Annotated in this window: 23 protein-coding genes and 1 tRNA gene; 8 read left to right on the forward strand and 16 right to left on the reverse strand. The window is 72.9% G+C overall.

All coding sequences use genetic code 11. The features are described from left to right. Window positions 1–74 precede the first annotated feature (74 nt). The 8 genes from ABZ861_RS00815 to ABZ861_RS00850 form a co-directional block, all read right to left on the reverse strand. Window positions 75–1,451, reverse strand: coding sequence for a cytochrome P450 (locus ABZ861_RS00815; RefSeq protein WP_361621415.1), 1,377 nt, complete (start codon window positions 1,449–1,451; stop codon window positions 75–77). Further along, window positions 1,448–2,485 carry an epi-isozizaene synthase gene (gene cyc1, locus ABZ861_RS00820; RefSeq protein ID WP_361622414.1) on the reverse strand — a complete coding sequence of 346 codons (1,038 nt, stop codon included), beginning with the start codon at window positions 2,483–2,485 and terminating at the stop codon, window positions 1,448–1,450. Before cyc1 ends, ABZ861_RS00815 begins: the two co-directional genes overlap by 4 nt. A gap of 423 nt (window positions 2,486–2,908) precedes the next feature. Beyond that, entirely contained in the window at window positions 2,909–3,559 is a 651-nt protein-coding gene (gene def, locus ABZ861_RS00825) for a peptide deformylase (protein ID WP_361621418.1), read from the reverse strand. A gap of 87 nt (window positions 3,560–3,646) precedes the next feature. Continuing rightward, window positions 3,647–4,627 (reverse strand): hypothetical protein, encoded by a 981-nt coding sequence (locus ABZ861_RS00830; protein ID WP_361621421.1) that lies wholly within the window; start codon window positions 4,625–4,627, stop codon window positions 3,647–3,649. 396 nt (window positions 4,628–5,023) lie between these two features. Beyond that, the gene (rsrA, locus tag ABZ861_RS00835; protein ID WP_361621424.1) at window positions 5,024–5,341 is read right to left on the reverse strand and encodes a mycothiol system anti-sigma-R factor; all 318 of its coding nucleotides are present in this window, start codon (window positions 5,339–5,341) and stop codon (window positions 5,024–5,026) included. Then, window positions 5,338–6,027 (reverse strand): sigma-70 family RNA polymerase sigma factor, encoded by a 690-nt coding sequence (locus tag ABZ861_RS00840; protein ID WP_361621427.1) that lies wholly within the window; start codon window positions 6,025–6,027, stop codon window positions 5,338–5,340. The genes rsrA and ABZ861_RS00840 overlap by 4 nt, the downstream gene beginning before the upstream one ends. Window positions 6,028–6,512: 485 nt before the next feature. Beyond that, entirely contained in the window at window positions 6,513–7,154 is a 642-nt protein-coding gene (locus ABZ861_RS00845) for an alpha/beta family hydrolase (RefSeq protein WP_361621430.1), read from the reverse strand. A 1-nt stretch (window position 7,155) separates the two neighbouring features. Next, complete coding sequence (locus ABZ861_RS00850; protein WP_361621433.1) at window positions 7,156–8,109, reverse strand: SOS response-associated peptidase; 954 nt, start codon at window positions 8,107–8,109, stop codon at window positions 7,156–7,158. A 51-nt stretch (window positions 8,110–8,160) separates the two neighbouring features. Here ABZ861_RS00850 and ABZ861_RS00855 point away from each other — a divergent pair, with 51 nt between their 5' ends. The 4 genes from ABZ861_RS00855 (at window position 8,161) to ABZ861_RS00870 (ending at window position 12,000) form a co-directional block, all read left to right on the forward strand. Further along, complete coding sequence (locus ABZ861_RS00855) at window positions 8,161–8,883, forward strand: M50 family metallopeptidase (protein ID WP_361621436.1); 723 nt, start codon at window positions 8,161–8,163, stop codon at window positions 8,881–8,883. 197 nt (window positions 8,884–9,080) lie between these two features. After that, a complete protein-coding gene (gene aroA, locus ABZ861_RS00860; protein WP_361621439.1) occupies window positions 9,081–10,481 on the forward strand; it encodes a 3-phosphoshikimate 1-carboxyvinyltransferase in 1,401 nt (466 codons plus the stop codon). Window positions 10,482–10,499: 18 nt separating this feature from the next. Next, complete coding sequence (gene rsgA, locus ABZ861_RS00865; protein WP_361621442.1) at window positions 10,500–11,510, forward strand: ribosome small subunit-dependent GTPase A; 1,011 nt, start codon at window positions 10,500–10,502, stop codon at window positions 11,508–11,510. 166 nt (window positions 11,511–11,676) lie between these two features. Further along, window positions 11,677–12,000 carry a multidrug efflux SMR transporter gene (locus tag ABZ861_RS00870; RefSeq protein WP_361621445.1) on the forward strand — a complete coding sequence of 108 codons (324 nt, stop codon included), beginning with the start codon at window positions 11,677–11,679 and terminating at the stop codon, window positions 11,998–12,000. A gap of 52 nt (window positions 12,001–12,052) precedes the next feature. Here ABZ861_RS00870 and ABZ861_RS00875 read toward each other — a convergent pair whose 3' ends face one another. Then, a complete protein-coding gene (locus tag ABZ861_RS00875; protein ID WP_361621448.1) occupies window positions 12,053–12,670 on the reverse strand; it encodes a helix-turn-helix domain-containing protein in 618 nt (205 codons plus the stop codon). 241 nt (window positions 12,671–12,911) lie between these two features. On the opposite strand from ABZ861_RS00875, the gene hisN reads away from it, so the two are divergent. The 3 genes from hisN to ABZ861_RS00890 all read left to right on the forward strand — a co-directional run bounded on the left by hisN (window position 12,912) and on the right by ABZ861_RS00890 (window position 15,003). Beyond that, window positions 12,912–13,712: a histidinol-phosphatase gene (gene hisN / locus ABZ861_RS00880; RefSeq protein ID WP_361621451.1), complete on the forward strand. Its 801-nt coding sequence runs from the start codon at window positions 12,912–12,914 to the stop codon at window positions 13,710–13,712. A 264-nt stretch (window positions 13,713–13,976) separates the two neighbouring features. Beyond that, the gene (locus ABZ861_RS00885) at window positions 13,977–14,378 is read left to right on the forward strand and encodes a CBS domain-containing protein (protein WP_361621454.1); all 402 of its coding nucleotides are present in this window, start codon (window positions 13,977–13,979) and stop codon (window positions 14,376–14,378) included. A 208-nt stretch (window positions 14,379–14,586) separates the two neighbouring features. Continuing rightward, complete coding sequence (locus tag ABZ861_RS00890) at window positions 14,587–15,003, forward strand: Fur family transcriptional regulator (protein ID WP_361621457.1); 417 nt, start codon at window positions 14,587–14,589, stop codon at window positions 15,001–15,003. 239 nt (window positions 15,004–15,242) lie between these two features. Here the strand turns inward: ABZ861_RS00890 and ABZ861_RS00895 are convergent. The 3 genes from ABZ861_RS00895 to ABZ861_RS00905 all read right to left on the reverse strand — a co-directional run bounded on the left by ABZ861_RS00895 (window position 15,243) and on the right by ABZ861_RS00905 (window position 20,535). Next, window positions 15,243–15,316, reverse strand: a tRNA-Met gene (locus tag ABZ861_RS00895). A gap of 57 nt (window positions 15,317–15,373) precedes the next feature. Further along, the gene (locus tag ABZ861_RS00900; RefSeq protein ID WP_361621460.1) at window positions 15,374–17,272 is read right to left on the reverse strand and encodes a tetratricopeptide repeat protein; all 1,899 of its coding nucleotides are present in this window, start codon (window positions 17,270–17,272) and stop codon (window positions 15,374–15,376) included. Window positions 17,273–17,541: 269 nt separating this feature from the next. Next, window positions 17,542–20,535, reverse strand: a complete 2,994-nt coding sequence (locus ABZ861_RS00905; protein WP_361622417.1) for a UPF0182 family protein — start codon at window positions 20,533–20,535, stop codon at window positions 17,542–17,544. Window positions 20,536–20,721: 186 nt separating this feature from the next. Here ABZ861_RS00905 and ABZ861_RS00910 point away from each other — a divergent pair, with 186 nt between their 5' ends. Beyond that, window positions 20,722–21,264 (forward strand): PPA1309 family protein, encoded by a 543-nt coding sequence (locus ABZ861_RS00910; protein WP_361621463.1) that lies wholly within the window; start codon window positions 20,722–20,724, stop codon window positions 21,262–21,264. Window positions 21,265–21,324: 60 nt separating this feature from the next. On the opposite strand, the gene ABZ861_RS00915 is transcribed toward ABZ861_RS00910, so the two are convergent. The 4 genes from ABZ861_RS00915 to ABZ861_RS00930 all read right to left on the reverse strand — a co-directional run bounded on the left by ABZ861_RS00915 (window position 21,325) and on the right by ABZ861_RS00930 (window position 24,734). Then, the gene (locus ABZ861_RS00915) at window positions 21,325–22,422 is read right to left on the reverse strand and encodes a PDZ domain-containing protein (protein WP_361621466.1); all 1,098 of its coding nucleotides are present in this window, start codon (window positions 22,420–22,422) and stop codon (window positions 21,325–21,327) included. A 143-nt stretch (window positions 22,423–22,565) separates the two neighbouring features. Continuing rightward, window positions 22,566–22,787: a hypothetical protein gene (locus ABZ861_RS00920; RefSeq protein ID WP_361622488.1), complete on the reverse strand. Its 222-nt coding sequence runs from the start codon at window positions 22,785–22,787 to the stop codon at window positions 22,566–22,568. Window positions 22,788–22,935: 148 nt separating this feature from the next. Continuing rightward, the gene (locus tag ABZ861_RS00925) at window positions 22,936–23,397 is read right to left on the reverse strand and encodes a molybdenum cofactor biosynthesis protein MoaE (protein WP_361621469.1); all 462 of its coding nucleotides are present in this window, start codon (window positions 23,395–23,397) and stop codon (window positions 22,936–22,938) included. 224 nt (window positions 23,398–23,621) lie between these two features. Next, window positions 23,622–24,734, reverse strand: coding sequence for an SDR family oxidoreductase (locus ABZ861_RS00930; protein WP_361621472.1), 1,113 nt, complete (start codon window positions 24,732–24,734; stop codon window positions 23,622–23,624). Window positions 24,735–24,820 lie beyond the last annotated feature (86 nt).

The raw sequence follows: 24,820 nt of genomic DNA on the forward strand, positions 1-24,820 counted from the left end.
CTCCGGGCGCCCGCGGCCGCGCGTTCAGGGGCTTCGTCGCCCCCGAACGCGCGGTCCGCCGCCCGCCGGTCCGGTCAGCGGGGCAGGGCGCGCAGCATCAGACGGCGCGGGCGCAGCGTGATGCCGATCCGCGGCCTGGGATCGGAGCCGGGGGCCTGCTCGAAGCGGTAGGCGGCGGCGAGGGCGGCGGTGATCAGCGTCAGCTCGGCCATCGAGAAGTGGTCGCTCGGGCACTTGCGGTTGCCCACGCTGAACGGGCTCATCGCGTGCTTGGGGACCTCCTTGGCCCGTTCCGGGAGCCAGCGGTCGGGGTCGAACTCCTCGTGCCGCGGGTAGGAGCGGTGGTCGCGCTGGACGGCGTAGGGGCTGTAGATGACGTCGGCGCCGGCGGGTATGCGGTATCCGCCGAGTTCGGTGTCGGCCACCGTGCGGCGGGTGAGGATCCAGACGGCCGGGTACAGCCGCATCGTCTCGACGATGACACGGGTGGTATACGTCAGTTTTCGGACGTCGTCGAATGCGATCGGGCGGTCGCCCACGACGTTTTCCACCTCGTCGCGGATCCGGTCTCCGAGATGCGGGTGATCGGTGAGAACGAGGAGCAGCGACATGACCATGGAGCCGACGGTTTCGCTGCCCGGTGTGAGGATCGCGATGACCTGGTCGTGGATCTCCTGTTCCCCGATGGGCTCGCCATTCTCGTCCTTCGCCTCCAGCAAAGCCGTCAGCAAGTCGTCCGGTTTCTGACCGCTCGCCCGGCGGTCGGCGACGATCTCGTCGACCAGAAGATGCAAATCGGCCAGCGCCCGGTTGAATTCGCGGTTGCTCGGCACCGGTATGCGGTAAAGCGGCCCGAGGGGGACGACCATGCGCTGGTACATGCCGCTGAAGAGGGTGGCGAGCGCGGCGCAGATGCGCTCGGCGCGGGCGTCCATGTAGCTGCCGCGCATCAGGCACCGGGCGGCCACGCGGACGGCCACGCGGAAGGACTCCGCGGTGACGTCGAGGACCTCGCCCGCGCTCCAGCGCCGCACCAGCGCGTGCGCCTCCTCGGCCATGATCGGCCCGTACTCGGGGATCACATCGAGCCGGAAGGCGGGCTGGACGGTGCGCCGCTGGCGCCGGTGCAGCGGGCCGTTGGCGGTGGCCACGCCCTCCTTGCCGAGCAGGCTCTCCAGCGACTCCCACAGCGGGCCGGCGATGATGTAGTCGGGGCTGAGCGCCAGCTCGCCGGTGAGGTGCGGCGCGGTGACGGCGTACACCGTCTTCGGGCCGAGCCGGAGCCGGACGACGTCGCCGTGGTCCCGGAGCTGGGCCAGGAAGGCCAGGGGGTCGCGGGCCAGTTTCAGGCCGTGGCCGAGGAAGGGCACGGCGCCTCCGGCCACCGGGGGCCGGCCCAGGTCCGCCGCTGTCCCGGAGGGGGTCTCGGGCTGCACCGACTCGACGGTCATTTCTCACCTTCCGCTGCGTTGTCGACGTAAGGGGGCGTGGACCGGTCGTCCCAGCTCTCGACCATGTACCGGCCGGACTCGTGGTGGAACCAGTACACGGAACTGAACCAGTTGCGCATATTCCCGACGCAGGCCAGCACGGCGGCGCTGAGTTCCTTTCCGCACACCGTGCCGTCCGCCAGACCGTCGGCGAACCGTAACGCCTCCTGCTCCGCGACGAGGAAATCGGAAATGCATTCCTCGACCCGGCGGCGAATGTCCGCCACCGCTTCGTCCAGGGTCATTCCCTGGTGCCGGACGAGACTTATCCCCAGGTTGTGGACTTCTTTTCCGGCTATTTCCTTGGGCAGCGAGCAGAGGTCGTTGTACCAGGCGGCGAATTCCTGGCTGAGCAGCGCGGGGCGCCGGTAGGCGGGGTGCGTGCGCACGGCGTCGGGGAGTTCGCGGCCCGCGCTGGGCTCCAGCAGGTCGGTCCAGATGGAGTGCGCGAACGTGAGCCGGCGCAGCGCGAGGTACTCCTCGACCGGGGGCACCACGCCCTCGGTGCGGTTGCGGAACTCCCGGTCGTACGCCTCGATCACCGCGTGGAAGTGCCGGGCGAAGCGCGCGTTCCAGGTCGCCGGCAGGAATGAGAACAGCCGCAGCACGCTGTCGGCGAAGGCCGCGACCAAGGCGTCCTGGTGGCGCAGGTGGTCCCGGGGCGCGTCGAGCGCCGCGTGCAGCGCGTGCCGCAGCCGCCGCCAGGCGTGCGGCCGGCCGTGCACGATGTCACGGTCGTGCCGGTCGTCCCAGACGAAGAACCAGGCGCTGTAGTCCGCGATGGCCTGGAGCACCTCGTCCGGGGCGCCGAGGTAGTACCCCGCCATGAGGTCGGTGTAGCGGAGGCCGTCGGCGTGCTGCTGGACCTTGTCCGCCGGCATGAGCCGCCATTCCCGCAGCCAGCGGCGGGTCTCCTCCTGGAGCCTGGGCCAATAGGCGTGCAGTCGCCGGGGAAACGTGGCCTCGATCACCGGGAGTGCGAGTGAGGGCGGCACGGCGGCCGCCGTCGACGTGGGTGTGGTGCGGTCTGGGAAAGCCGGTGTGGTGCGGTGTGGGAAACCTGGCACGAACAACCCCTCTCAGCCCCGGCGCCGCTCGCCGCTCCGCTGTGTCCGGCGCACGCCGTCGCGTATCCCCGCACTTCCATTCAGCACCACAACTGACCTATTTGGGAACGCATTTGGCCCACTCGACACCTTGGATGCCGAAAATTTCCACCGCCGCGACCGCGGCGGATCAGTCGGGACGCGGAAGGGATCGAACGACCCGCACACGTGTACGGAAAGGGGTGCGGACACGTGTGCGGGAACGGGTGCGGGAACCACGACGGCGCCCGACCGGGGGTCCGGTCGGGCGCCGTGGAGGCAGGACGCGCGCCGCGCGCGAGGGACGCTCGCGCGCCTGTGGCCGAGCGGCCTTCAGTCGTTGGCGACGACGGGGTAGCGCGGCTCGTTCTCGGCCATCTGGCGCAGCGCCTCCTTGCGCTCGCGCTTGGAGAGCCGGTCGATGTAGAGGGAGCCGTAGAGGTGGTCGGTCTCGTGCTGGAGGCAGCGCGCGAAGTAGCCCGTGCCGCGGACCCGGATCGGGTTGCCCCGCTCGTCCTGGCCGGTCACCTCGGCGTAGTCGGGCCGGGCGAGCGGCGCGTAGGCGGCCGGCACGGACAGGCAGCCCTCGTTGCTGTCGTCCAGGCGGCGCCGGTCCGCCGGCAGCTCGGCCAGCCGGGGGTTGCAGACCACGCCGACGTGCCGGACCCCGTCGTCGTCCGGGCAGTCGTAGACGAAGACCTTCCGGTCGACGCCGATCTGGTTGGCGGCCAGGCCGACGCCCTCGGCGGTGCGCTGGCTCGCGAACATGTCGGCCACCAGTCGCCGGAGTTCGTCGCCGAACTCGGTGACGTCCTCGCACTCCTTGTGCAGCACGGGGTTGCCGACCACGGTGATCGGCCGCGAGGCGCCGCGCCCGCGCCAGGCCGCCTCGCGCTCCTCGCAGTCCCCCGTGTCGACGACGTAGCCCTCGTCGTCGACGGGGAGCACGCCCGCCTGCTGCTGATCGGTGTCCTGCTGCGCCATGACCGACGTACGCCTTCCTGCAAGCCTGAGAGATTGTGCGGGGAACAGCCTAAGCGGACCGGAGGACGCCGCCGGTGCGCGCGAGGGTCAGCAGACCTCCTCCAGGTCCCGCCAGTCCCGCGAGTCCGGGCTGTCCGCGACCCAGCCGTCCAGCAGCCCGCGGACCAGCGAGGCCGGCGCCGCCACCCCGCACTCCCGCTCGGGCGCCCAGAGCTGCCCGTCGGTGCGGTGGCCCAGCGGCCCGGGGTGTCCCGGCTCGCTGTGGTCGTGCGGGTCCAGGTGCACGCCGTCGCCCTCGTCGGACGGCATCCGCGACTCCGAGCAGGTCCGGCACAGCAGCCGCACGGAGGACGACCAGTCCTCGGCGGCGAAGCCCGCGTCGGCGGCGAGCTGTTCCAGGGCGTCCCGGTCGGCCTCGGTGGCGGCCTCCAGCAGGACCACCCAGGTCGGCACGGGCGAGGGGGCCCACAGTTCGATCTCGTCGAAGACCGGGTAGCTGTGCCCGGCCGCGGTGGTCCGCTCGCCATGGGGCACCCCGTCGTGCAGGACGACCTCGCCCCAGCGCCGCCCGGAGGAGGGCAGCGGGATGGACAGCACCTCGATGCGGGCCGGGTCCAGACGCCTGCCCCAGACGACCTCGGCCTCGCCCTCCGGCGACAGCCGCACGGCCGCGCTGCCCAGTTCCATGCCCACCGGCTCTCCGGCCGCGGTCGCGCCGCCCGGCACCTTCAGGCCGTACGCCTGCCAGGCGCGGCGGGCCAGCGGCCAGTCCTGGAGGGCTGTGGCGGCGATGCCCACGTTCCACCAGTCGGGCGCCCCGTTCTCCTTCTCCAGCAGGGCCACGGCCCGCAGCCCGGCCGTCCTGGCCTGCTCCCAGTCATGCCGGAACTTGTGCAGCAGGGCCAGGTTGAACCAGGACTCCGACAGCCACGGCTCCAGGTCGGCGGCGCGCGTCAGGAGCGCGCCCGCGTCCTCGTACCGTCCGTCGCCGATCAGCGTGAACGCGCGGTCGGTGGCCTGCCGCCACGAGGGGGAGGGCCGGTGCCGTCCCTTGCCGAAGATCCTCACGATTCCCGCCTGCCGGTTCCGTCGTATGGGCTGGCGTCTGCCCCCGGACACCCTTTCCTTTCCTTCGCATCCAACCACGTAGGTCTTCGAGGGCGCTCATTACCCGTGGGTTACCCCGTGACGGGCAAGGTCAGACGCGCCGTCGACCGCATCGGGCCGGTGACGCGGCCGCCTCCGGAGCGCGGTCACCGGCCGCGGCGGAGGCGAGCGCACCGGAGGCGGCAGCGGGAAGCCGCCTCCGGTAGGGAGAGGAGTGGGCGCGGGGGCGGCGTCACCTGCATACGCCCGAACGGGTGATGCCGGTCCGGTCGCGGCGGCGCGGCGCCGGAAGCCGAGGTCAGAGCGAACGGCGGGGCGGGTCGGCCGAACAGAGGGAGCCGGGCCGGGAGAAGCCGGTCAGGACTCCTGGGTGGTCACCGGGGTCTCGGCGACGGTGACGTCACGCTCGGGGATCGGCTGCCCGGAGCGGATCAGGTCGAGCCGGCCCAGCACCTTGGCGCGCAGGTCGGCGGGCACGTCGTCATGGCCGCAGCACCGCTTGACCAGCTTCTTCACGGCCTGCTCCAGGCCGTACTTCTCCAGGCACGGGGAGCATTCCTCGAAGTGGTGCTGAAACTTGTCGCGGTCGACGGCCGGCACTTCGCTGTCGAGGAACTCGTACAGATGGTCGAGTACTTCACTGCAGTCCGTCTCGTGCGGGTCTCCGCAGCTCATGAGCCCGAGCCTTTCGCTTCGTCCGACTCTCCGACGCCGGCCGGGACCAGTCCGCGCTCACGGGCGTAGTCCTCCAGCATGCCGCGCAACTGGCGGCGGCCCCGGTGCAGCCGCGACATCACCGTGCCGATGGGTGTCCCCATGATGTCCGCGATCTCCTTGTAGGCAAAGCCCTCGACGTCCGCCAGGTAGACGGCGATGCGGAACTCCTCGGGGATCGTCTGGAGCGCCGTCTTCACGTCCGAGTCGGGCAGGTGGTCGAGCGCCTGCGACTCGGCGGAGCGCAGGCCGGTCGACATGTGCGACTCGGCGCGGGCGAGCTGCCAGTCCTCGATCTCCTCCGCGGCGGAGCGCTGCGGCTCGCGCTGCTTCTTGCGGTAGGAGTTGATGAAGGTGTTGGTGAGGATGCGGTACAGCCACGCCTTGAGGTTGGTGCCCTCGCGGAACTGGTGGAAGGACGCGTACGCCTTGGCGTAGGTCTCCTGCACCAGGTCCTCGGCGTCGGCCGGGTTGCGCGTCATGCGCAGCGCGGCCGAGTACATCTGGTCGAGGAACTCCAGCGCGTCCCGCTCGAAGCGGGCGCTGCGCTGCGCGGTCGTCTCCGTGGACGCGCCCGCGCCCCGGCCCTCGGGCAGCTCCGCCTGGCCGTTGTCGGTCCCTGCGTCGGTACCGGGAACCGGACCCACCTCCTCAAGCGACGGCGTGGCCCCGAACGCGGCCCCACTCGTTTCGGAGGATAGACGACGATCCGGTCCGCCCGCCGCCCGAACAGGGGCGGTCCTGGCCGCGTGCAGCACCGACCACTCCAGGTCAGCGCGGCTGCTGCGGTTCGGGCAGATGATCGAACCCATGCGGCGGACTCCCTACTTCCGACGGCTTCCGACTGCTTGCGACTGCTTATGACTGCTGTGACGGCCCGTGCGGGGACGCCGCTGCGGGTGACCGGCACTCACATGGGGCTTAACAGTGCGCGACGGCGTTGCATTCCCGGGGCGGGGCGGGGTGGGACGCCGTCATTCCCGGGGCGGGAGGGGGCGCGATGGGGCGCCGTCATTTCCGGCGCGAGGTGGCTTGGGGGGGGGTGGCCGCATGCTGGTGCTCGTCCGCGTGCCGGTGCTCAGCCGTGCCCCGAGGCCCAGCCTTGCCGCCAGGCTCAGCCGTGCCGCCAGGCTCAGTCGCGCGGCTCGATCGACGCGAGCCACCGGGCGACGCCCTCGGCGAGGAGGTCGAGGGCCTGCTCCTGGGTGGTCTCCGCGCGCTTCGGCACGGCGAAGCCGTGGTCGGCGTCGGGGATCTCCACCATCTCGTAGGGCCCCTCGGGGAACTCGTGCGGCCTGCCGAACGGGTCGTTCGCGCCCTGTACGACCAGGGTGGGCGCCCCGGCCCCGAGCAGTTCCGCGGCGCGGGACTTCTCCGGCCTGCCCGGCGGGTGCAGCGGGAAGCTGAGCGCCAGCACGGCGTGCGCGCCCAGCTCGGCCGCCGTGCGGCAGGCGACGCGCGCACCGGCGCTGCGGCCGCCGGAGACGACCGGCGCCCCTGCCGCGGCGAGCGCGGGCCAGATCGCGCGCCAGCCGACGTCCAGCGTCTTCGGGGCGGGCGCCACCTTCTTGCCGGCCACCCGCCAGGGCTGCTCGACGAGCGCCACGCTGACCCCGCGGCCGGGCAGCACCCGGGCGAGCGCGTGCAGGTCCCGCGCCTCGACGCCGCCCCCCGCGCCGTGGCTCACGGCGAGGACCAGCCGCGCCCGCGAGGCCCGGCGCCAGGTGATGCGGGCCGGGCCCGCGGGAGTCTCGACGCTCTCGCTCTCGCTCACGTCAGAAGAGTGTGCCCTCTTCCGGTGCGGCCAGCTCCTTCACCAGCTCCGGGCCGTTGTTGCGGACGTTGCTGACGGCGGTGGACACCGGGTAGGCGCGCATCAGTCCGGCGGGCGGCGGGGCCAGCAGACCGCGCGCCTCCTCGGGGTCCGTGCGGCTCGGGTCCAGCCAGGCGTCCCAGCGGTCGGGGGTGAGCATCAGCGGCATCCGGGGGTGGATGTCGGCCAGCGAGCGCGGTCCCTCGGCCGGGGCGACGGCCAGCGGTGTCTGCTCCGCCTCCGTGGTGATCACCGAGCAGGTCGCCCACCACGCCCGCGGGTGGTCGTCGGGCAGCGTGCGGTCCCGCCAGAACTCGTAGAGCCCGGCCATCGCGAACACCGACCCGTCGGCGGGCGTCACGAAGTACGGCTGCTTGCGCGGACGCTTGCGCTTGCCCTCGGCCTCCAGCTCGCGCTCCTGGGCGCCGGTGACCCATTCGTAGTAGCCGTCGGCGGGCACGATGCAGCGCCGCGCGGCGAAGGCGCGCCGGTACGACGGCTTCTCGTGCACGGTCTCCGCCCGTGCGTTGATCAACCGGGCGGCGCCCTCGGGCGACTTCGCCCAGGAGGGCACCAGTCCCCACTTGACCGTGCGGAGCTGGCGGACCGGCCGCGGGTCCGGGGCGTCCCTCAAGGGACGGTCCAGGACGACGTAGACCTCTTTGGTCGGGGCCACGTTGTAGTCGGCGTGATCGGCGTTGTCGGCGTGATCGGCATGGCCGCTGTGGTCGGCGTCGTCGGCATGGCCGCTGTGGTCAGCCTGGTCGACGCGGCCTTGCTCGGCGCGGTCCCCGCCGTCCTCCGCGGCTTCTGCGTCCCCTGCGGACTCGGCAGGCTCGTCGGGCGCCCACCGCTCTATCCCGAAGACGCCCGCGAGATCTTCTGGACTCCTACTGGCCGCATACCGTCCGCACATGCGTGCCACACTGCCAGACTCCGTCCACGCACAAGGAGCGACCCGGAAAATATGGCCAGCATCGCCGCCACCGCGCTGCCCAACCTCTGGGACCGCCTCGTGGGCGCCCAGTCCGGCCCCGACCTGTGGGTGGTGGTCGCCACCGCGGTCGCCGCCCTCGCCGTCGTCGTGCCGCACCCGGTGTGGCGCCTCTCCCGCAACGCCGTGACCATCGCCCACGAGGGAGGCCACGGCCTGGTGGCCCTGCTCACCGGCCGCAGTCTGACCGGCATACGCCTGCACTCCGACACCAGCGGCCTGACGGTGAGCCGCGGCAAGCCGTACGGCCTCGGCATGATCCTCACCGCGGCGGCCGGCTACACCGCTCCCCCGCTGCTCGGCCTGGGCGGCGCCGCCCTGCTGGCCGCGGGGCGCATCACGCTGCTGCTGTGGGCGGCGACGGCGCTGCTGCTGGCCATGCTGGTGATGATCCGCAACGCCTACGGGGCGCTGACCGTGGTCCTCACCGGCGGCACGTTCCTCCTGGTGTCCTGGCTGACCGGGCCCCAGGTGCAGGCCGCGTTCGCGTATGCGGTCGTGTGGTTCCTGCTGCTCGGCGGGGTGCGGCCGGCCTTCGAGCTCCAGGCCAAGCGGTTCCGCGGAGGGGCCGGCGACTCGGACGCGGACCAGCTCTCGCGGCTCACCCACGTCCCGGCGGGCCTGTGGCTGTTCCTGTTCCACGCGGTGTCGCTGTGCTCGCTGATGGGCGGCGGGCGGTGGCTGCTGGAACGGTGAGGCGCCGCCACGCCACGGCGGTGAGGCCCGTCTGGAACGGTGAGGCCCCGCCGCGCCACGGCGGTGAAGCCGCCACGACACGGCGGTGAGGCCCGTAGCGACGCGCGACGCCGCTCCCGTCGCGCCACGGTCGGCGGGGGCGGCGGCGCGCGGCCCGAGCCGGGGCCCGCCGCCCGGGGGCCTTATAGAGTGGGCCCATGGCCCCGAACCCCGCGCACACCGCCCTCTGGCCCGCCCCGTACGCGAGCGGCGCGGTCGACGCGACCGTCCACGTGCCCGGGTCGAAATCGGTCACCAACCGCGCCTTGGTGCTCGCCGCCCTCGCCTCCGAGCCGGGCTGGCTGCGCCGCCCGCTGCGCTCGCGCGACACCCTGCTGATGGCGGCCGCCCTGCGGGCGATGGGCGTGGGCATCGAGGAGACGGTGTCCTCCGCGTCCTCGCCGGCCTTGTTGTCGTCGCAGCCCTCGCTGTCCTCACCCTCGTCGGCGTCCTTCACGTCCCACGCCCCCGGAACCCGTGCTTCCGGCGAGGCGTGGCGGGTGATCCCGGCGGGCCTGCACGGTCCGGCCGCGGTCGACGTCGGCAACGCCGGGACGGTGATGCGCTTCCTGCCGCCGGTGGCCACGCTGGCCGACGGCCCGATCCGCTTCGACGGCGACCCCCGCTCCTACGAGCGTCCGCTGCACGGCGTGATCGACGCGCTGCGCGCCCTCGGCGCCCGGATCGACGACGACGGCCGCGGCGCGCTGCCGCTGACCGTGCACGGCGGCGGCGCCCTGGACGGCGGACCGGTCGAGATCGACGCCTCCTCCTCGTCGCAGTTCGTCAGCGCCCTGCTGCTGTCCGGACCCCGCTTCAACCAGGGCGTCGAGGTCCGGCACGTCGGCTCGGCGCTGCCGTCGGCGCCGCACATCCGGATGACGGTCGACATGCTGCGCGCGGTGGGCGTGGCGGTGGACACCCCGGAGTCGGGCGGCGAGCCGGACGTGTGGCGGGTGACGCCGGGCGCGCTGCTCGGCCGGGACCTGACCGTGGAGCCGGACCTGTCCAACGCGCAGCCGTTTCTGGCGGCGGCCCTGGTGACCGGCGGCAAGGTGGTGATCCCGGACTGGCCGGAGCACACCACCCAGCCGGGTGACCGGCTGCGGGAGATCTTCACCGAGATGGGCGGTTCCTGCGAACTGAGCGAGTACGGCCTGGCGTTCTCCGGCTCCGGCGCCGTGCACGGCATCGACGTCGACCTGAGCGAGGTCGGGGAGCTGACCCCGGGCGTCGCCGCGGTCGCCGCGCTCGCCGACTCGCCCTCCACCCTGCGCGGCGTGGCCCACCTGCGGCTGCACGAGACCGACCGGCTGGCCGCGCTGACCAAGGAGATCAACGAGCTGGGCGGGGACGTGACCGAGACCGCCGACGGCCTGCGCATCCAGCCCCGCCGACTGCACGGCGGCGTCTTCCACACGTACGACGACCACCGCATGGCGACCGCCGGGGCGATCATCGGCCTGGCGGTCGAGGGCGTGCAGATCGAGAACGTGGCGACGACGGCGAAGACCCTCCCGGACTTCCCCGAGCTGTGGACCGGGATGCTCGGGGCGTAGGGCGCGGGGAAACAGGTCATGCGCCGCTACGGCAAGCACACCGACGAGGACGACATCCGCGCCCGGCCCAACCGGCGCGGCAACCGGCCTCGCACGCACATCCGCCCCAAGCACGAGGACGCCGCCGAGGGCATGGTGCTCACCGTCGACCGCGGCCGGCTGACCTGCCTGGTCGACGGGCGCACGGTCACCGCGATGAAGGCCCGCGAACTGGGCCGCAAGGCCGCCGTCGTGGGCGACCGGGTGGCCCTGGTCGGCGATCTGTCCGGGACCAAGGACACCCTCGCGCGCATCGTCCGCATCCAGGAGCGCGACTCGGTGCTGCGCCGCACCGCGGACGACGACGACCCCTTCGAGCGGGTGGTCGTGGCCAACGCCGACCAGTTGGCCATCGTGACCGCGCTCGCCGATCCCGAGCCGCGCCCGCGGCTGATCGACCGCTGCCTGGTGGCCGCGTACGACGGCGGTCTGGAACCGCTGCTCGTCCTGACCAAGTCGGATCTGGCCTCGCCGGAGAAGCTGCTGGAGTCGTACGGGGCGCTGGACATCCCGTACGTCGTCACCCACCGCGAGGAGCTGCGCAGCGGGGACGCGGCGGACCGGGTGCGCGCGCAGCTCGACGGCAGGGTCACGGCGTTCGTGGGCCACTCCGGCGTCGGCAAGACGACGCTGGTCAACGCGCTGGTGCCCGAGGACCGCCGACGGGTGACGGGGCACGTCAACGCGGTGACCGGCCGGGGCCGGCACACCACCACCTCGGCGCTCGCGCTGCCGCTGGCGGACGGCACGGGCTGGGTCGTCGACACCCCGGGCGTGCGGTCCTTCGGGCTGGCCCACATCGACCCCTCCCGGGTCATCCACGCCTTCCCCGACCTGGAACCGGGCACGGAGGGCTGCCCGCGCGCGTGCAGCCACGACGAGCCGGACTGCGCGCTGGACGCGTGGGTCGCCGAGGGCCACGCGGACCCGGCCCGGCTGTACTCGCTGCGCCGGCTGCTGGCCACCCGGGAGCGCACGGAGGGCGACTGACCCGGCGATCTCCGCGTTGTGCGTGTCCGCGGCGATCACGCACGTGCATAATCGCCCGGGGTCCCGGCGAGCGGCCCCCGCCCCCTGGGCCGACGGCGGGCGGACGGCGGGACGTCGATCACGGGGCGCGGCGGTCGCGGGACGCGGACACACGGAAGGACGGCACATGGCGTGGCTGCTGGTCATCGTCGCGGGACTGCTGGAGACCGGCTTCGCGGTGTGCCTGAAGCTGTCGCACGGCTTCACCCGGCTCTGGCCGACCGTCGCCTTCGCCTGCTTCGCCCTCGGCAGCTTCGGACTGCTCACCCTCTCGCTGCGCAAGCTCGACGTGGGCCCGGCGTACGCGGTGTGGACCGGCATCGGGGCGGCGGGCACGGCGATCTACGGCATGGTCTTCCTCGGCGACCTGGTGTCCGTGCTGAAGCTCGTGTCGATCAGCTTCGTCATCGTCGGCGTGATCGGGTTGCAGGTGTCGGGGTCGGCCCACTGAGCCGCCGCCGGGCAGGCGTCCGGCTCCGCCGGTCCTGCCCGTTCCCACGGACTCAGACCAGGTGCGGGCGCTGCCGGTGCAGTGTGCCGCGCACCAGATCGGCCACGGCGCCCTCGTCCGGCGGCGCCGTCACGCAGGACAGCGCGAGGCGCATCACCAGTTCGCAGACGGCGGCCAGCTCCGCGGGGTCCGCCGGGGGCGGGCCGGGCGGGGCCAGGACCGCCACGGCGCGGTCGCGGACGATCGCCAGGAAGTCGCCGGGCGAGGGCAGGGCGCCGTCGTCCCGGCGCTGCGCCGGGACGGGGGAGGCGGAGCGGACTGCGGACAGTCCCGGCGCGGGCAGCCGCTCGCTCCAGCACCCGGTCAGCATGGCCTTCACCAGCGGGTTCTCCCGGGCGGCCGACGCGGTCCATTCGGCGGCGGCGACCAGCCGCTCGCTCGGGTCGGCGGTGGTGGCCAGGGCGCGGTCGGCCCCGGCGAGATAGCCCTCCGCCGCCCGCCGGACCAGCGCCCGCGCCAGACCGTCCTTGCTGCCGAACTCGTTGTAGAGCGTCTGCCGGGACACCCCGGCCGCCGCCGCCACCTCGACCATCCGCACCGCGGACCACGGCCGGCGCGCCAGCGCCGCGTGGGCGGCGTCGAGCAGGGAATCGCGCGCTAACGGCATCATCGTCTCCCGGGGGCGAGCGACAGTGCGCTTAGATTTGACGGGGGCGGGAGCACTGTCAAGGGTGCGCGGCGCACCTGGAGCGCGCCGCGTACCGTACGCGCCTTGTACGCGCGCTGGCCGCGCGCTCCCGGCCGCCCGTCCGGCGAGCGCGCCTCTGGGTCCGGCTGCGCGGCCGTGGGGTCCGGCGCGCGCCGCCGCGCCTTGTGGACCCGTGTCGCCGCAGGCCGATAACGTGCCGTATATGCCGGACTATCTCGATGATCTGCGCCTGGCCCACGTTCTCGCGGACGCGGCCGACGCCGTCACCATGGACCGCTTCAAGGCCCTCGACCTGAAGGTGGAGACGAAGCCGGACATGACGCCGGTCAGCGAAGCGGACAAGGCGGCCGAAGAGCTGATCCGGAGCCAGTTGCAGCGCGCCCGGCCGCGGGACGCCGTCCTCGGCGAGGAGTACGGCGCCGAGGGCACCGGTCCGCGCCGCTGGGTCGTCGACCCGATCGACGGCACCAAGAACTACGTGCGCGGCGTGCCCGTCTGGGCCACGCTCATCTCGCTGACGGAGGCCGGCGAGGGCGGCTTCCATCCCGTCGTCGGAGTCGTGTCCGCGCCCGCGCTCGGGCGGCGCTGGTGGGCCGCGAAGGGGCACGGCGCGTTCAGCGGGCGGAGCCTGTCGCGGGCGTCCCGGCTGCACGTCTCCAGCGTCGCGGACCTGCCGGACGCCTCCTTCGCGTACTCCTCGCTCGGCGGCTGGGAGGAGCAGGGCCGGCTGAACGGCTTCCTGGACCTGACCCGCCAGGTGTGGCGCACCCGCGCGTACGGCGACTTCTGGCCGTACATGATGGTCGCCGAGGGCTCGGTCGACCTCTGCGCCGAGCCCGAGCTGTCGCTGTGGGACATGGCCGCCAACGCGATCATCGTGACCGAGGCGGGCGGCGCCTTCACCGGCCTGGACGGCCGCCCCGGCCCGTACGGCGGGAACGCGGCCGCGTCCAACGGGCTGCTGCACGACGAGATGCTCGCGTACCTGAACCGCCTTCGCTGAGGCGCGGACAACCCGCGGCGCGCGTCGCCCAGCCGGGGGACGGCGCGCATCCCTTGGACGCGGCAGGAGTTCGCGGCGCGTGGGACGTGGCAGGAGTTCGCGGCGCGCGTCACCGAGGCGCGTAAGGCGGTGGCGCGCGCCCTGGGACGGCCGCACGCGCCCCCTTGTTGGCTCGTGCTCCACCTGCGAATCTGACAGTCCCCCACTTTGTGAGCTTGTGAATCCGGTCACGCGCCGGATCCACAGAGGAGGTGGCTCCATCCCATGCTCGTACGCGACGCCATGAGCACGGCGGTCCTCACCATCGGCCCCGCCCACACCCTTCGCCAGGCCGCCGCTTCGATGTCCGCACGCCGGGTCGGCGCGGCCGTCGTGCACGATCCGGACGCCGGCGGCATCGGCATCCTCACCGAGCGCGACGTCCTCAACTCCGTCGGCCTGGGCCAGAACCCGGACGAGGAGCCCGTGCACGCCCACACCACCGCGGACGTGGTCTTCGCCGACCCGTCCTGGACCCTGGAGGAGGCGGCCCGCGCCATGGCGCACGGCGGTTTCCGCCATCTGATCGTCCTCGACGACGACGAGCCGGTCGGCGTCGTCTCGGTCCGCGACATCATCCGCTGCTGGGCCCCGGACCGCCCGCGCGTCCAGCACACGCCCGCCTGAACGCGCGGCGGCGGGCCGGATCACGGCGAATTCCGGCCCGCCGCCGCGACGCCCGCTCAGCCCCGGCGGTCGGCCGTGCAGTTCCCGCACCGGCCCCGCACAGGTCCCGCACCGCGGCCACCGGCCGCTTGGACTACGTCTAAATCAAGCAAGCATCCAAAGTCACACTCATTCGGAAATTGTTCCCGGTGACTGCTACGCTGGGGACATGAGCGACCTTCTGGAACGGCTGCGCGGACGCGGATGGCGGATGACCGCGCAGCGACGCATCGTGGCCGAGGTCCTGGACGGCGAGCACGTCCACCTGACGGCCGACGAGGTGCACGCGCGGGCCGTCGCGAAGCTGCCCGAGATCTCCCGAGCGACCGTGTACAACACGCTGGGCGAACTGGTGTCCCTGGGCGAGGTGCTGGAGGTGAGCACGGACCGGCGCGCCAAGCGGTACGACCCGAACGCCCACCGGCCGCACCACCATCTGGTCTGCGCCGGCTGCGGCGCGATCCGGGACGTGCACCCGGGGGGCGACCCGCTGGCCGACCTCCCGGACTCCGAGCGCTTCGGCTTCTCGGTCTCCGACGTCGAGGTGACCTATCGCGGAATGTGCCCGAACTGCGCGGGAGCGTGACCGCGACGGACGCGTGACGCGCGCGGCGACAGAAGCCGCGAGAGAAGGGGGCCGCGAGTCCCCTTCTTTGCTTTCCGGCATCTCCGGAAGTCTCCCTTGCCGGCCTCTCCGGAAGTCTTCGGACGCGCGGACTCACAGACTCGTCGCACAGGGCGCGCCCCACCCCTGCACGCGCCGAGGGCCGGATACACGCACCGAGGGCCGGAATCCGTGATCGGATTCCGGCCCTCGGCCTTCAGTAGCGGGGACAGGATTTGAACCTGCGACCTCTGGGTTATGAGCCCAGCGAGCTACCGAGCTGCTCCACCCCGCGTCGATGAATAGAACACTACGTGACCGACGGGGAAAGAAGCAAATCCCTTCCCCCGTGTCACGCCGACAGCTCCTGGCGCAGCGCGTCCCTGAGCCGGGCGGCGCGCTCTGCGACCCCCGCGGGCCCCAGCGCGACCGCCCGATCGGCCCACCGCTGCCCCTCCGCCAGCTCGGCCCGCCGCGCGAAGACGAGGGCGAGGCGCAGCGCCGCCCGCCCGTGCCCCGCCTCGGCGGCCCGCGTCCACCACACGACGGCCTCCGGCTCGCTGCCCTCGCGCGCCAGCAGCAGCCCCAGGTTGAAGGCGCCGTTGCGGGACCCCGCCTCCGCCGCCGTCCGGTACCAGCGCGCCGCCTCGACCACGTCCCCGCGGGCCGCCGCCAGCATGCCCACCCGCACCTGGGCGCGGCGGTGGCCCTGCGCGGCCGCCCGCTCGTACCACTCCTCGCACTCGCTCTTCTCCTGGAGCGCCGACTCCCCCAGCTCGTGCGCCGGCGCCGGGGGCCGGCGGGCGTCGAGCAGCGTCGCCAGCCGGTACGCCGCCTCCGCGCTCCCGCCGCCGGCCGCGCAGCGCAGATGCCGCTCGGCCTCCTGCTCGTCGCCGCCGCGCAGCCGGGCGATGCCGGCCTGGAGCGCCGCCTCCGTGTGCCCGGCGGCGGCCGCCTGCTCGTACCACCGCAGCGCCTCGTCGTCCAGGTCGCGTCCGGCGTAGAGGATGCCGAGGTTGAACGCGGCGTCCACGCTGCCGGACTCCGCGGCGCGGGAGAACCACGGCTCGGCGCCCCCGGCGTCCCCGCCCTGGAGGAGCAGGACGGCCAGCGCGTTCGACGCCTCCCGGTGACCGGCGTAGGCGGCGCGGCGGTACCACTGCTCGGCCTGGACGGTGCGGCCCTGCTCGGCGCAGAGCAGCCCGAGGTTGTAGGCGCCGTTCACGTCGCCCGCGTCCATCGCGGCCCGGTACCAGCGCTCGGCGGTCTGGGTCTCCCCGCGCTCGGCGTGCAGCGCGCCCAGCGCGTTCGCCGCGTTGCCGTCTCCGTCCTTCGCCGCGCGCAGCCACCACACGGCCGCGCTCTCGCCGTCCCCGGCGTCGCGCAGCAGGAACCCGAGGGCGCAGGCGGCCCGCGCCTCGCCGTCCTTGGCGGACGTCAGGTACCAGCGGCCCGCCTCCTTCAGCTCGCCGCGCGTCTCCAGGATCGCGCCGAGGTGCAGCGCCGCCCGCCGGTGCCCTCGGGCGGCGGCCTGGCGGTACCACTGCTCGGCCTCGGTCCGGGCGCCGTCGCCGCCGGTCGCGGCGCCGGTGTCCGCGACTCCGGGGTCCGCGGCGCCGGGGTCCGTGGCGCCCTCCTGCGTCCGCCGGTCCAGGGCCCGCGCCAGCCGGTAGGCGGCCTCGCGGTGGCCGTGCTCGGCGGCCATCCGCATCCAGCGGTCGGCGTCGGGGTCCGCGCGGTGCTCCAGCAGCTCGGCGAGCCCGTAGACGCCCAGGATGTGCCCCTGCTCCGCGGACTGGCGCAGCCAGTACTCGGCGGCGGGCTCGTCGCCGCGCTCGCGGTGGTGGCGGCCGAGTGCGTGCGCGGCGGGGGCGGACCCGGCGACGGCGGCGATGCGCCACCAGCCGGCCGCCTCGTCGGCGTAGCCCCGCTGGTGGAGGAGGACTCCCAGGTTGTTGGCGGCGGCCCGGTCCCCAGCCGCGGTGGCGGCCCGCAGGTGCGGCTCGGCCGCGTCCAGGTCGCCGCGGCGCAGCAGCATGGCGCCGAGGACGCTCATCGCCTCGACGTCGCCGGCCTCGGCGGCGAGCCGTCGGCGGGCCAGCTCGGCGACCTCGTCGGCGGCCTCGGCGGTCTCGTCCGGGACCGCGCCGATCCCCTCGCCTCCCGCGCCCCCCTCGGTCCGGCGGGGAGCGGACTTCTGCGCAAATCGCCCTGTCCCGAACAGAGTTACCTTGTCCCCCATAACGTCCATCGTCGCACCACCCGTAACCCGGGTACACCTGGTATACCGCAGCCAGTGAGGTCACTTCAGCGTTTTGTCGACATGCCCACAGAGAGATAAGTCAAACACAGTCCACCCAACTCCCCACGGCGGCGCGGCGGTCCAGCGCATCGGTTCATCTGTTCGCACACGGCCGGATACCCCCGAACAGGGCGAAGACCCGGGTCCTTTCGGGAACCCGGGTCTTCGGTGCGGCGGACGGACGCGCGCGGGCGGTCAGCCGCCGCTCGCGCGTGCGGTCAGCCGCCGCTCGCGCCGCCGCCGGGCGCCTTCCCGGCGCCGTCCTGGCCGTCTCCCCCGGCGCTCTTGCCGTTCCCGCCCGCGCTCTGGCCGTTCTTGTCGGCGCTCTGACCGTTCTTGCCCGCGCTCTGGCCGTCGGCTCGGGCCTGGGCTTCCTCGGCCCGCTTGAGCGCGGCTTGAAGATCCTTCTGCGCTTTGGCGTAGGCGGTCCAGTCGGGACCGCCCTGCCGGGTGAGGGCGGCCTGCCCGTCGTCGAACGCCTTCTGCGCGTCCTTCAGCGCCTGTTGGGCCGTCGGGTTGGCCGGCGGGTTCGTGGCGCCGGCGCCCTGCGGGGGCGCCGAACCGGACGTCCCGAAGACCTTGTCGAGGGCCGCGCCGAGGCTGTCCTCGAACGCGGTGGCGCCGCCGTAGGTCACCAGGACCTTGCGCATCAGCGGGTACTTGAGCTGGCCGCCGCGCACATAGACCGGCTCCACGTAGAGCAGTCCCCCGTCGAGCGGGATGGTCAGCAGGTTGCCGTACTCGATCTCCGAGTCACCGCCTCGGATAAGCCGGACGAACTCGGCGATGTTCTGCTGGGAGTTGGAGTTGAACTGGCTCTGCACCTGCTTCGGGCCGCCGACCGTCGTGCTGGTCGGCAGCTTCAGGATTCTGATCTTGCCGTAGTCGGGCGTGCCCGCCTGGGAGTCCACCGCCATGAAGGCGCTGAGGTTGTCCCGGCCGTTCGGCGTGAACGTCGTCGTCAGCGAGAACGCCTGCGCGCTCTGGTCGGGCATCTTCATGGTCAGGTAGTACGGCGGCACCGCGTTGCCCGACTTGTTGGTCGGGTCGTCCGGCACCTGCCACACCTCGCTGCTGCTGAGGAAGGTCTGCGCGTCCTGCACGTGGTAGCGGGTGAGCAGTTCGCGCTGGACCTTGAACAGGTCCTGCGGGTAGCGCAGGTGGTCCATCAGCTCCGGCGAGATCTCCGACTTGGGCCGCACCGTGTGCGGGAACGCCTTCATCCAGGTCTTCAGCACCGGGTCCTCGGCGTCCCACTGGTACAGCTTGACCTCGCCGGTGTAGGCGTCGACGGTCGCCTTGACCGAGTTGCGGATGTAGTTGACCTGGTTCTGCTGGGCCACCACCGCGCGCTGGTCGTTGTTGTAGGTCAGCGAGTCGGCCGTGGTGTCGCCGAGGGTGGTGCGGGAGGCGTACGGATAGCCGTTGGTGGTCGTGTACGCGTCGACGATCCACTGGATGCGGCCGTCCACCACCGCCGGGTAGGCGTCGCCGTCGATGGTCAGCCAGGGCGCCACCGCCTCCACGCGCTCCTTGGGCGTGCGGTTGTACAGGATCCGCGAGCCGTGGCCGATGGCCCCGGAGTAGAGGATCTGCGGCTCGCCGAGCGCCATCGCGTAGGCGGCGCGGTTGAGCGGGCTGGACAGGCCGACGCCGCTGCCGCCGCGGTAACTGGTGGCCTTCTCGCCGTTGTCGTCGGAGTAGTCGATCTCCTTCTGCGGGCCGCCGACGATCGAGTACGCGGTGGTCTTCTCGCCGTAGTAGACCCGCTGCTGGTACGACCCCAGGTCGCCCGAGGAGGGCAAGTTGCTCTCGGTGAAGACCGGCTCGCCGTTGTCGGCCTCGGTGCCCTTGGCCGCGACCACGCCGTACCCGTGGGTGTACCGGAAGTGGTCGTTGATCCAGTTCCGCTTCGGCAGACCGGCCAGGTTCAGCTCGCGCAGGCCGACGACCGTGTCCTGGACCCCGTGGTCCGCGGTGCGGTAGCGGTCGACGTCCAGGTTGTTGGGGAACGTGTAGTAGTTCCGGATCTGCTGAAGCTGCTGGAAGGTCGGCGAGACGATGTTGGGGTCGAGGATGCGGATGCTCGCCGTCTTGCCGACGTCGTCGCGCAGCGCGGAGGTGTCCTTGGTCCTGCTCGTGCCCTGGTAGTCGGAGACCTTCGCGTCGTCGATGCCGTACGCCTGGCGCGTCGCCGCGATGTTCTTCGCGACGTACGGGGCCTCCTTGGCCTGCTCGTTGGGCTGGACCTGGAACTTCTGCACGATCGCCGGGTACAGGCCGCCGATGAGGACCGCCGAGAGCACCATCAGGCCGAAGCCGATGACGGGGAGCTGCCAGGTGCGCCGCCACAGCGTCGCGAAGAACAGCAGGGCGCAGATGACCGCGATGCAGAACAGGATCGTCTTGGCCGGCAGGTAGGCGTGGGCGTCGACGTACCGCAGGCCGGTCCAGTTGTCGGTGGACTTGAAACCGCTGGACTTGACCGCGAGCCCGTACCGGTCGAGCCAGTACGCGACGGCCTTCAGGGCGACGAAGACGCCGAGCAGCACCGACAGGTGCCCGGTCGCCGCCGCCGTGGCTCGGGCGCCGGGCGAGGTGATCCGCAGCCCGCCGTACAGGTAGTGGGTCAGCACGGCGGCGATCAGGGACAGCACGGTCGCGGCGAAGCCGAAGGCCAGCAGGAACCGGTACCAGGGCAGGTCGAAGGCGTAGAAGGACACGTCCAGGTGGAACTGCGGATCGGCCTTGCCGAACGGCACGCCGTCGACCCACATCAGCCAGGTCCGCCACTGGCCGGCCGCGGAGGCGCCCGCGATCAGGCCCACCAGGACGGTGGCGCCGCACAGCAGCCACGCCTTGTAGGGCGCGATGCCCATGCGGTAGCGGTCCAGGCTCTGCTGCTCCATGGACATGGCGCTGAGTGGGGGCCGCAGCCGGTGCGCGAGCCACACGTTGAGGCCGACGGCGGCGGCCATCAGCAGTCCGAAGACGAAGAACAGCCCGATCTTGGTCAACAGTGTGGTGGTGAACACCGACGAGTAGTGCACCGACCGATACCACAGCCAGTCCGTCCAGAAGCCCGCGAACATCGTGAACGCCATGCCGAGGAGGGCGAGCACGCCCAGGGTCAGCAGCAGGGCACGGGCTCGCCGGGACGGACGGCCGACTCTGATCCGCGGCCCGGACGGGCCTTGGCCGCGGTCCGGCATCTGGAAAGCCAAGGTGCGCACCTCGAAGTTCGCTGGTGGTTCGCTGTGGGTCTGCTGTCGCTGCGTCAGGCCCCCGGGTTCCGCGGACCGTACGGCGCGCTCCCGGTGATGAGCGCACACCTATGCAACTTACTCACGGCTTACTCGGTTCCCGCCCGGGGCCGGTAACGAGGCAGGATTGTGACCATGTCCAACACTCCCATGGCAGCGAGCCCCCTCACCCAGGCCGTACTAGAGATCGACGAGTACGCCTCCGGCCTCGGCTGGGACCAGCCCGCCCGCCTCTTCGCCCTCGTAGACACCGCACGGCTGCGGACCCAGGAACCCGCCCTCGCCGCCCAGCTCGGCCTGGAGGACGAGCAGGAGACCTCCGGTCTCACCCCGATCGAGCAGGACGAGATTCCGGCGGACCGGCCGCTGGACGAGTTCCTGGGCACCATCGCCTGGCCCGACGCGGTGGCCGGCTGCGCGCTGACCGTGGAGCGCCTGATGCTGCCGCCGTCCGCCGAGGCCCAGGTTCCGCCGGGCCTGAACGAGGCCAAGCTGGCCGAGTGGGTGGCCGAGCACCCCGAGCGCCAGGAGGTCCGCATGACGGTGGCGGTGCTGCGCGACGGCGCCCGCGAGTCGGCGCTGCGGCTGCGCGAGAAGGACTCGGCCACGGAGGTGCTCACCGGGGCCGGTCTGGTGCCGGGCCTCGCGGAGGCGCTGGCGGCTACGTTCGAGGGCTGAGACCCGGCGGGCGGCGGCGCGGGCGGCCGGGGGCGACCCGGGCCGCCCGCGGGGCGCCGGTCAGCCCTTGGCCGCGCACGCCGGCAGGTCGGCGGTCTTCCCCGCGCGGATGTCCTTCAGCGCGCCGAGGGCGTCGTCGATGGTGCGCACCTTGACGAGGGTGAGTCCGGAGGGGGTGTCCGCGGCGGCGGCCGCGCAGTTGTCGGCGGGCGTCAGGAAGTACTGCGCGCCCTTGTCGCGCGCCCCGACGGTCTTCATCTCGATCCCGCCGATCGGGCCGACCTTGCCCGCGTCGTCGATCGTGCCGGTGCCGGCCACGAACTTTCCGCCGGTCAGGTCGCCGGGGGTGAGCTTGTCGTAGATGCCGAGGGCGAACATCAGACCCGCGCTGGGGCCGCCGACGTCCGCGAGCTTGATGTCGATCGAGAACGGGAACGTGTGGTCGGTCCCGGCGGAGATCCCGACGACGGCGCGCGGGGCGCCGCCGTCCTGGGACCGGGCCGTGGTGACGGTGACCTGCTCGGCGGCCGTCGCCGTCTTGTGCTGCTTCTGCGCGGCGGCCTGGTCCTTCGCGCTGACCACGGTGAACACGACGTTCTGGCCGGGCTTGTGCCGGGTGACCAGCTTGGCCACGTCGGAGGGCTGCTTGACCGCGACGCCGTCCACGGCCTTGATCACGTCGCCGGCGTGCAGCCTGCCCTGGGCGGGGCTGCCCTTGACGACGGTGGACACGATCACCCAGGACGTCACCGGGATGCCGAGTTCCTTCAGGGCCGCCACCTTGGCGCTCTCCTGGGACTGGCTGAACTCCTCGGCGTTCTCCTGGGTCGACTGCTCCTCCGTCTTGCCGTCGGGGTAGAGCGTGTCGTGCGGGACCACCCTGCTGTCGTGCGCCAGCCAGCCGTAGACGGCCTCCACCAGGTTCATCCGGTAGTCGGCGCTGGTGACCCGGACGGTGGTCATGTTGAGGTGGCCGTCCGTCGGATAGGTCTGGTGGCCGGAGATCTGGAGGACCGGCTCGCCGCCGTGCTCGCCGAGCGTGTTGACCGTCGGCCCCGGGGACAGTTCCGAGTACGGCACGGGGAGGAACACCCCCGCGCACAGGAGCGCGATCAGCATCAGGGTGGAGGCGAGCATCGTCGCGGTGCGGCGTGGCATGAGTCGACAGTACGGGACGTGTCTGTCAGCGCACCGTCAGGGAGGCGGTCCGTGGACGGTCAGGAGGCTGGCCGTGGCGCGTCGGCGCAGGTCGGCCGTGGCGCGTCGGCGCGGGCGGCGCGATCAGCCGTGGTTTTCGTCTCTCAGGTCCCGGACGTGGACCTCTCCATGGCCTCGCGGAAGCGCGCGTAGCCGTCCAGCTCGGGTCCGTCGCTGCGTGTGCCGCGGGTGCGGTTCGCCCAGACCCCCCACAGTCCGGCGGCTATCGCAGCCACCAGTGGAATAAGCAACCAGGCGAGCGCCGCCATGCCGACCTCCTTGCCCCGTACGCGCGACCGCAACCAACTGATCAGCAGATTAACCATCCGCTCTGACAACACTCGGGGCCGGGGTGCGGTTACGCAACTGGAGTCCCGGCGGGGCTCCACACCGTCCCGGCGGGGTCCCGCACGGTCGCGGCGGGGTCCCCCGCGCGGTCGGTCGGCGCCGCGGTGTGCGGCCTTCGGCCGGGCCTCAGCAGGCGCCGACCCACTCCTCGGTGCCGTCGGAGAACCTCTGGTGCTTCCAGATCGGCGCCTCGCGCTTGACGTCGTCGATCAGCCTCCGGGACGCCTCGAACGCCTCCGCGCGGTGCGGGCAGGACACGGCGACGACGACCGCGAGGTCCCCGACCTCCAGGTCCCCCACACGGTGGACGGCGGCGAGCGCGCGCACCGGGTAGTCGGCGGCGACCTTCTCGGCGATCCGCCGCATCTCCGCCTCGGCGCTGGGGTGGCTGGAGTAGCCGAGCCCGTCGACGTCGGCGCCCCCGTCGTGGTTGCGGACGGTCCCCACGAAGAGCGCGGTGCCGCCGGCCGCGTCGTCCCCGACGGCCCGGAAGACCTCGTCCAGCGAGAGCGGGGTCTCCCGGACGGCGATCAGCCTGATCGGATCGTCGGCGGCCTGCTCGCCGGGGTGGTCGTCGGTGGATGCCATGCCTCCATCGTGCCGCACGCGCGGGACGACCGTGAAAGCGTGATCGTCCAGCACGCGCGCGGGTGTGCGCACGCCCGCCCCCGGTGCGCACCGCGTCCGCGTACCTGGTGCACGCCGCGTCCGTGTATCTGGTGCGCCGCATCCGCGTACCCGGTGCGCGCCGCGTCCGCACACCTTGTGCACGCCGCATGCGCTCACCTGGCGTCGCCCACCGGTGCGCGGTCTCAGATCCTGCGCCGCGCCTTGCGGGCCCGGCGGACCACCGCCGCCGCGCCCAGCAGCGCGACCGTGGCGCCCGCGGCCCCCGCCGCCGTCGCGTCCTTGCGCCCCAGCCGTCGCCCGGCCACCGTGTGCCGCCCGGACACCTCCTGAAGCAGCTCGGCCAGCACCTCCTCGTTGGTCCATTCGGGGCGCCACCCCGCGTCGTGGAGACGGCTGCCGCTCACCACCCAGGGATACATCGTGTACGCCAGGTCCCCCGCGGGGGACGGGGTGAGCCCGATCCGGTGCAGGCGGGCCGCCGCGCCCAGGGCGACCGCAGAGGGCAGCTCCATCCGCCGGATCCCGCTGAGCTGCTCGACCTCCTCCTGCTCCAGCCAGCCGTCGCACCCGACGGCGAGTTCCCCGTCGACCTTCTCCAGCACGGCGTACTCCAGCGCGCTGCACAGGTCCTCGACGTGGCAGAACTGCCAGGCAGGCCGCGAACCGGCCGCCACCAGCAGTCGCGGTGACTCGAAGTACCTGGTCAGCGCGGTGTCGGTGCCTCCGACCAGGAGAGCGGGGCGCACTACGGTGACGTTCAGGCCCGGGTGCGCCCGCGGTGCGCGCCGGGCCAGCCGCTCGACCTCCAGCAGGTCGCCGACCCCGGTCGCCTCGGCGGTCGCGCGCAGCTCCGCGTCCTCCGACAGCGGCAGCTCGTTGTCCGGCAGCGCCCCGTACACCATCGCGGAGGTGCACAGCACGACCCGGTGCACACCGGCCGCCGCGGCGGCGGTCAGCACGGTCTGCGTGCCGCGGACGTTGAAGGCCGTACGGGCGGCGGGGTCGGTCTCCAGATCCAGATCGAGCGCCAGGTGCACTACGACGTCGGCGCCGCGCAGCCGCTCGGCGATCGCCGGGTCCCGCACGTCGAGGATGTGCCACTGCGCCGTCGCGCACTCCCCGCGCCGCTCGTCGACGGCGATGACCCGGCTGACCGCGTCGGACGCGGCCAGCCGCTCGGTGAGCAGGGCGCCGACGCCGCTCGCGGCGCCGGTGACCGCGACGACGGGCCCGCGCGCGGCGGGCGGGCTTGCATGGTTTCGCGCTGCGCGAACCTGCGGATCTGGGGAACTCACCGGGCGTCTCCAGCGGTTGTCTTCCATACGGGCGCGAATGACGCGTACGTACCAGGTGGCATCCATCCTGCCGCAGGCGCCCCGTC

This window comes from Streptomyces sp. NPDC046985, assembly GCF_040644415.1.
In the GTDB taxonomy this organism is placed as follows: Bacteria; Actinomycetota; Actinomycetes; order Streptomycetales; family Streptomycetaceae; genus Streptomyces.

What these genes read in the sequence shown, in the direction of transcription:
- ABZ861_RS00815 (WP_361621415.1), bottom strand. Translation starts at nt 1,451, where the DNA reads ATGACCGTCGAGTCGGTGCAGCCCGAGACCCCCTCCGGGACAGCGGCG.
- def (WP_361621418.1), bottom strand. Translation starts at nt 3,559, where the DNA reads ATGGCGCAGCAGGACACCGATCAGCAGCAGGCGGGCGTGCTCCCCGTC.
- rsrA (WP_361621424.1), bottom strand. Translation starts at nt 5,341, where the DNA reads ATGAGCTGCGGAGACCCGCACGAGACGGACTGCAGTGAAGTACTCGAC.
- ABZ861_RS00850 (WP_361621433.1), bottom strand. Translation starts at nt 8,109, where the DNA reads ATGTGCGGACGGTATGCGGCCAGTAGGAGTCCAGAAGATCTCGCGGGC.
- ABZ861_RS00855 (WP_361621436.1), top strand. Translation starts at nt 8,161, where the DNA reads ATGGCCAGCATCGCCGCCACCGCGCTGCCCAACCTCTGGGACCGCCTC.
- aroA (WP_361621439.1), top strand. Translation starts at nt 9,081, where the DNA reads ATGGCCCCGAACCCCGCGCACACCGCCCTCTGGCCCGCCCCGTACGCG.
- rsgA (WP_361621442.1), top strand. Translation starts at nt 10,500, where the DNA reads ATGCGCCGCTACGGCAAGCACACCGACGAGGACGACATCCGCGCCCGG.
- ABZ861_RS00870 (WP_361621445.1), top strand. Translation starts at nt 11,677, where the DNA reads ATGGCGTGGCTGCTGGTCATCGTCGCGGGACTGCTGGAGACCGGCTTC.
- ABZ861_RS00875 (WP_361621448.1), bottom strand. Translation starts at nt 12,670, where the DNA reads ATGATGCCGTTAGCGCGCGATTCCCTGCTCGACGCCGCCCACGCGGCG.
- hisN (WP_361621451.1), top strand. Translation starts at nt 12,912, where the DNA reads ATGCCGGACTATCTCGATGATCTGCGCCTGGCCCACGTTCTCGCGGAC.
- ABZ861_RS00885 (WP_361621454.1), top strand. Translation starts at nt 13,977, where the DNA reads ATGCTCGTACGCGACGCCATGAGCACGGCGGTCCTCACCATCGGCCCC.
- ABZ861_RS00890 (WP_361621457.1), top strand. Translation starts at nt 14,587, where the DNA reads ATGAGCGACCTTCTGGAACGGCTGCGCGGACGCGGATGGCGGATGACC.
- ABZ861_RS00900 (WP_361621460.1), bottom strand. Translation starts at nt 17,272, where the DNA reads ATGGACGTTATGGGGGACAAGGTAACTCTGTTCGGGACAGGGCGATTT.
- ABZ861_RS00905 (WP_361622417.1), bottom strand. Translation starts at nt 20,535, where the DNA reads ATGCCGGACCGCGGCCAAGGCCCGTCCGGGCCGCGGATCAGAGTCGGC.
- ABZ861_RS00910 (WP_361621463.1), top strand. Translation starts at nt 20,722, where the DNA reads ATGTCCAACACTCCCATGGCAGCGAGCCCCCTCACCCAGGCCGTACTA.
- ABZ861_RS00915 (WP_361621466.1), bottom strand. Translation starts at nt 22,422, where the DNA reads ATGCCACGCCGCACCGCGACGATGCTCGCCTCCACCCTGATGCTGATC.
- ABZ861_RS00920 (WP_361622488.1), bottom strand. Translation starts at nt 22,787, where the DNA reads ATGGTTAATCTGCTGATCAGTTGGTTGCGGTCGCGCGTACGGGGCAAG.
- ABZ861_RS00925 (WP_361621469.1), bottom strand. Translation starts at nt 23,397, where the DNA reads ATGGCATCCACCGACGACCACCCCGGCGAGCAGGCCGCCGACGATCCG.